The organism is Intrasporangium sp. (genome assembly GCF_040414665.1).
Classification (GTDB): Bacteria; Actinomycetota; Actinomycetes; order Actinomycetales; family Dermatophilaceae; genus Intrasporangium.
Map to the genome: position 1 here is coordinate 1 of NZ_JBEDUL010000076.1, position 4,893 is coordinate 4,893.

Annotated in this window: 8 protein-coding genes; 2 read left to right on the forward strand and 6 right to left on the reverse strand. The window is 68.7% G+C overall.

Annotated elements, in window-relative coordinates; genetic code table 11:
- The 5 genes from ABF401_RS08640 to ABF401_RS08660 form a co-directional block, all read right to left on the reverse strand.
- Positions 1–474: acyltransferase family protein (locus ABF401_RS08640; RefSeq protein ID WP_353509139.1), on the reverse strand; the 474-nt coding region annotated here is incomplete at its 3' end.
- Between the two features lie 5 nt (positions 475–479).
- The gene (locus ABF401_RS08645; protein ID WP_353509140.1) at positions 480–974 is read right to left on the reverse strand and encodes a hypothetical protein; all 495 of its coding nucleotides are present in this window, start codon (positions 972–974) and stop codon (positions 480–482) included.
- A 32-nt stretch (positions 975–1,006) separates the two neighbouring features.
- Positions 1,007–1,450, reverse strand: coding sequence for an Lrp/AsnC family transcriptional regulator (locus ABF401_RS08650; RefSeq protein WP_353509141.1), 444 nt, complete (start codon positions 1,448–1,450; stop codon positions 1,007–1,009).
- A gap of 24 nt (positions 1,451–1,474) precedes the next feature.
- On the reverse strand, positions 1,475–1,711 hold the full coding sequence (locus ABF401_RS08655) for a DUF2249 domain-containing protein (RefSeq protein WP_353509142.1): 237 nt from the start codon (positions 1,709–1,711) through the stop codon (positions 1,475–1,477).
- Positions 1,708–1,974, reverse strand: a complete 267-nt coding sequence (locus tag ABF401_RS08660; protein ID WP_353509143.1) for a hypothetical protein — start codon at positions 1,972–1,974, stop codon at positions 1,708–1,710. Before ABF401_RS08660 ends, ABF401_RS08655 begins: the two co-directional genes overlap by 4 nt.
- Positions 1,975–2,194: 220 nt before the next feature.
- Here ABF401_RS08660 and ABF401_RS08665 point away from each other — a divergent pair, with 220 nt between their 5' ends.
- Positions 2,195–3,580, forward strand: coding sequence for a tryptophanase (locus ABF401_RS08665; protein ID WP_353509144.1), 1,386 nt, complete (start codon positions 2,195–2,197; stop codon positions 3,578–3,580).
- On the opposite strand, the gene ABF401_RS08670 is transcribed toward ABF401_RS08665, so the two are convergent.
- Positions 3,549–4,283 carry a hypothetical protein gene (locus ABF401_RS08670; RefSeq protein WP_353509145.1) on the reverse strand — a complete coding sequence of 245 codons (735 nt, stop codon included), beginning with the start codon at positions 4,281–4,283 and terminating at the stop codon, positions 3,549–3,551. The two genes, ABF401_RS08665 and ABF401_RS08670, sit on opposite strands and share 32 nt — an antisense overlap.
- A gap of 240 nt (positions 4,284–4,523) precedes the next feature.
- Between ABF401_RS08670 and ABF401_RS08675 the strand changes: the two genes are divergently transcribed.
- On the forward strand, positions 4,524–4,893 hold a 370-nt coding region (locus tag ABF401_RS08675; RefSeq protein WP_353509146.1), incomplete at its 3' end, for a hypothetical protein.

The following is a 4,893-nucleotide window of genomic DNA, read 5'->3' on the forward strand; positions in this document are numbered from 1 at the left end:
CACGAGCAGCGGCCAGGCCAGGTAGAACTGTTCCTCAACGCCCAAGGACCAGAAGTGGAGCAGTGGCGAGGGTGCCGAGCCTTGGTCGAAGTAGCTGTCAGCGCTCGCCGCAAAGTGCCAGTTGCCAAAGAAGATCGCGGCAAAGAGCGCATCCATTCGTACGGCCGCGGTCTTGGCCGGACCGTAGGCCCACGGCAGCACCGCGACAACCGCCCCGATGACGATGAGGGCCAAGGGAAGGATCCGCCGGGCGCGGCGGCTCCAAAAGGCGCCCAGTGAGATGCGGCCGGTGTGCTCCTGCGCCCGCAGGAGCACACCGGTGATGACGAAACCCGAGACGACGAAGAACACGTCGACCCCCAGGAAGCCACCCGTGGGCCAGCCAAAGACGTGGAAGGCGATGACAACGGCAACGGCGACGGCCCGAAGGCCCTGGATGTCGGCCCGACGCTGGCTGCCGGGCGCTCCCGTCACGCGGGTCACCACTGGTTAGGCAGGTCGAGGCCGTGCGAGCGGAGGACGTCCCGGACCGTGGCTGCGTGCCGGTTGGTGTAGACGAGAGAAGCGGTGGGCTCGGCGTCCGGTGGCGTGTCGATGCGGTCCCACCATGGTTGTTCGTACTGGGGTTCCGGGCGCACCTGCGCGTCGACCCCCCGGTTCCGGAGTTCCTCGACGACCCGGGAGACCTCTGCGACAGAGCCGCCCCACCCGAAACTGGTCTCCATGTCGGCCCATCGCCTCCGGTCTGCCAGGACGACGGCGCCCACGGGGACCACTGTCAGGGCCAGACCGGACGAGCCGGGGAGGCCGAGCGCCCGCGCGAGCAGGACACCGACACCCCCGGCAGCGGCGCACACGCCGAGCAGTGCGGACCAGCCCGCGGTGTTGAGCTGGGCAGTGCGCAACCAGGGCCGGCGGTCCGGCTGACCTGGGCGCAGGGGCGCGTACTCGCCGTGTCTCCGGCTCCGTGGCATGCGCCACAGCGTGCCACGTTGTCCGCTGGACGTCAGGGCGAATGGACGGGCTGAACGGGACTCCAAGGGAGCTGGTCCGCGAGGACCATGCTGCTGCTGGGACGCCCATAGCGAGCCAGCCGGTCGATGAGCTCTTCGAAGGCCTCCATCGAGGCCGTCGCGACGACCAGCACGGAGCACCCCTGCCCGGTGACCCGGTAGAACTGCTGCACCTCCGGCCAGGTGGCCACCTCCGGATCTCGCAGGAGGCAGGTCGGCCCGTAGCAGTCCATGACGACGACCGCCCGGACCGGCCTCCCGACGCGCTCGAGGTCGACCTGTGCGTGGTAGCCGCTGATGACACCGGTGTCCTCGAGGCGGCGAACCCGATCGGCGACCGCGGGCGCGGACAGCTTCACCCGCCGCGAGAGCTCGTTGAACGACAGCCGGGCATCCGCTTGCAGCTCGCTGAGGATGTGCCAGTCGACGCGGTCCACCGCCCCATCATGGCGGTTCTTCGGTCAGGCCGCCGGGCGCCCGATGCGCACGCGCCAGACCTCCGGCCCCTCCTCGAGGTAGTCCCAGGTGAACTGATCCTTGTACTCGGCATCGAACTGGTAGAAGAGCGGCTTCGGATCGTGGTCGTTGACCAGCTCGAACCCCGCTCCGGGAGCGAGCGCCTGATACGTGTCGAGGATGAGGGTGTGGCGCCGGGCCGGCGCCTCCGAGCGGACGTCGAGCTGGGGGTCGGTGGTCATGCGGTCTCCTTCGTAGCAGGTGCTTCGGTCGGTTGTGCGTCAGGTTCCACGGGCAGCCGGGCGAGGAAGTGCATCGCGCCGTTGACCCGCTCGGCCTCGCGTGGTCGGGAGGTGCGCAGCGCCCACCAGGCCTTGGCCGCAAGGCGGCTCGCCGCGTCGGGATGCCCGGCCTTCCCGAGCGCCCGCAGCGCCTTCACGAGGATCTCCGTCGTCTCGGCGAGCACGTCCTGCGCTTCGGGATCTGGTTCTGACTGGCTGCGCAACGGTCCTCCCTTACAATAATCACGGCGACATCCGTATTAAACATGAGGAGCGTACCCCACCGCTTCGACGCTTCTTCCGGCCCCCAGCGACAGGCCCGCAGAGGCAGGCTTTGCGTTCATGACCCAGCGACTCCGATCACGTCATGATCGGAAGCCAGCCACGTCGAAAGGATGCCCATCGCGCCTTCCAAGCTCAGCGGCATACGGCCAATCTGTTGGCATGGACGACGCACCCTTCACCACGATCATCGAGCCGTTCCGGATCCACTCCGTCGAGCCGCTCACCATGACGACCCGAGCCGAACGCCGCGAGCACGTCAAGGCCGCGGGCTACAACCTGTTCCAGCTCCGCGCCGAGCACGTGCTGATCGACCTGCTGACCGACTCCGGCACCGGCGCCATGAGCCGCGACCAGTGGGCTGCGATCCAGCGTGGGGACGAGTCCTACGCCGGCTCGCCGTCCTACTACGTCTTCGTCGACGCGGTCCGCGAGCTGTTTCCCTTCGAGCACGTCATCCCGGTCCACCAGGGCCGCGCGGCCGAGAAGATCCTCTTCTCCGCGCTCGGTGGGCCGGGCAAGGTCGTGCCCAACAACACCCACTTCGACACGACTCGTGCCAACGTCGAGGCCACCGGCGCGCGAGCGCTCGACCTCGTCATCCCGGAGGGTCGCGAGGCGGCGAGCGAGCACCCCTTCAAGGGGAACATGGACCTTGGAGCTCTCGAGGCGCTGCTGACCGAGCAGGCCGACGATGTTCCCTGCGTCATGATGACGATCACGAACAACAGCGGTGGTGGCCAGCCGGTCTCCTTGGCCAACCTCCGCGCGGTCCGCGAGATCTGCGACCGCCACGGCAAGCCGCTGTTCCTCGACGCCTGCCGGTTCGCGGAGAACGCCTGGTTCATCCGCGAGCGCGAGGAGGGGCAGGGAGGGCGCGACGTCGCGGACATCGTTCGCGAGATCGCCGGCCTGGCGGACGGGATGACGATGAGCGCCAAGAAGGACCCGATGGGCAACATCGGCGGCTGGCTCGCGATGAACGACGACGAACTCGCGCAGGCGTGTCGCAACATGCTCATCCTCACCGAGGGCTTCCCGACCTACGGTGGGCTGGCCGGGCGGGACCTCGAGGCCCTCGCGCAGGGTCTGCGCGAGGTGGTCCAGCACGACTACCTGCGCTACCGGATTCGCTCGACCGCCTACCTCGGCGAGGCGCTGGAGAAGCGCGGCATCCCCGTCCTGACACCGATCGGTGGACATGCGGTCTACATCGACGCACGGGCGCTCGCCTCCCACCTGTCGCCGCTCGAGTACCCGGGCCAGGCCGTCGCCGTCGCCCTGTACGAGCTCGGCGGCATCCGCGCCTGCGAGATCGGCACGGTGATGTTCGGCCGCCAGCCCGACGGGTCGGAGGTGGCGGCGTCGATGGACCTCGTGCGCCTCGCGATCCCGCGACGCACCTACACACAGAGCCACATCGACTACGTCATCGAGGTCTGCGAGCGGCTCGCTGCGGAGGCACCGTCACTGCCGGGCTATCGGATCACGTCAGAGCCGCCCGCCCTGCGTCACTTCACCGCGACCTTCGAACCACACCGCGGCTGAGCGCCGGACGGAGGTGCTGCCGAGCCAGCGTCGCCGCGACGAGTGCGAGAGTGAGCCACGTGAGTGCAATCGCCGTGACCTCGTAGCGGTAGCTGAGGTCGGTGCCAAAGGCGACGCTGAAGACCACCAGGGCGACGACCGTGGCGACGCCACCCGTGACGAGGATCCATCTGAGCACCCGATCGGAACGCCCTGATGGCTCGATCGCCAGGCCCACAAGCAGGAACGCCAGCGCCATTCCGGTGTAGCCGACGTTCTCGAGGCCGATGAAGAGGCCGTCCGGGTTGTACTGCGTCAGCAGGCTCAGTCCGTCGGTCTCACCTCGGGCGAGCTTCGGCTGGGCGACGGTGAGCTGGAGGCCATAGGTGATGGCAAGGATCGCCGTGGCGATGATCCCGAGACCGGTCGCAGTGCGGGCGAGCACGACGCGGCCCGCGGTGGCGTACGCCTCGATCGCGATAAGAAGTGCCAGGAAGAACACGGCGACGACGATTGCGGGATACATCCACACGTAGTCTCGCGGGACGAACTGCGCGGCGTCGGTGTACGGCGGCCCGATGCAGTCACTCGTGCAAAAGGGCCCGGATCGCGGCGGCGTGGTGACTGCGATCGCGAAGGTGATGAGGGTGACGAGCCCAGTCGCGAGGCTGAACCAGCCGAGTCCCGGTGACGTGGTCCGGCCAGAGGTGATGGTCTGGTGCATGGTGAACCTCCTGCGCCCATCGGACTTCGACCGTCCTCCTGCCGCCAAGGGCCAAAAGGCCTGCATGCCACGACAAGCAGAGGATGCCGTATGCCGCTGACCTTGGTCCCGTGGATCGATTCCCTTGCGCTGCAGCCAAGTCCGCGTGAGACCCGCTGTGGAAAAGTCTTGCGGCGACTCTCGAACATATGTTGGAATAGGGGTAGCCAGGTCGCGCCGTAAGGGAGGGAGGGACCGCTGATGCCGTTCGTCGAGACCGACAGAGACCGGATCGAGCGCGTCCTGCTCGGCGCCGGGTGCGGCCTGCAGCGGGTGCCGCTCGGCTCGGGTGAACGCGGCTTGCCGTGGGCGCTGCGGGTCACCCTGCCCGAGCCCGGCCGGCCCGGCACGCGGGTGGGCGACCCGGTGGACGGCTCGGTTGATGGCTCGGTTGATGGCTCGGTGGGGTTGTCGTTGGAGGACGCGTCCGGGGCGTTGCTCGCGCAGATCGAGGACCTCGAGGCGGACCGGGCCCGGCTGGACGGGCGGATCGTGGCCGCGTACGGCGCGTTGCGCACGGTGCTCGGTGAGCAGCTGGCCGGGCACGAGCGGGCCCTGGCCGCGGCCCGGG

Bases quoted from the DNA above. Each gene is read 5' to 3' on its own strand.
- ABF401_RS08665 (WP_353509144.1), top strand. From the start codon at position 2,195: ATGGACGACGCACCCTTCACCACGATCATCGAGCCGTTCCGGATCCAC.
- ABF401_RS08670 (WP_353509145.1), bottom strand. From the start codon at position 4,283: ATGCACCAGACCATCACCTCTGGCCGGACCACGTCACCGGGACTCGGC.
- ABF401_RS08655 (WP_353509142.1), bottom strand. From the start codon at position 1,711: ATGACCACCGACCCCCAGCTCGACGTCCGCTCGGAGGCGCCGGCCCGG.
- ABF401_RS08645 (WP_353509140.1), bottom strand. From the start codon at position 974: ATGCCACGGAGCCGGAGACACGGCGAGTACGCGCCCCTGCGCCCAGGT.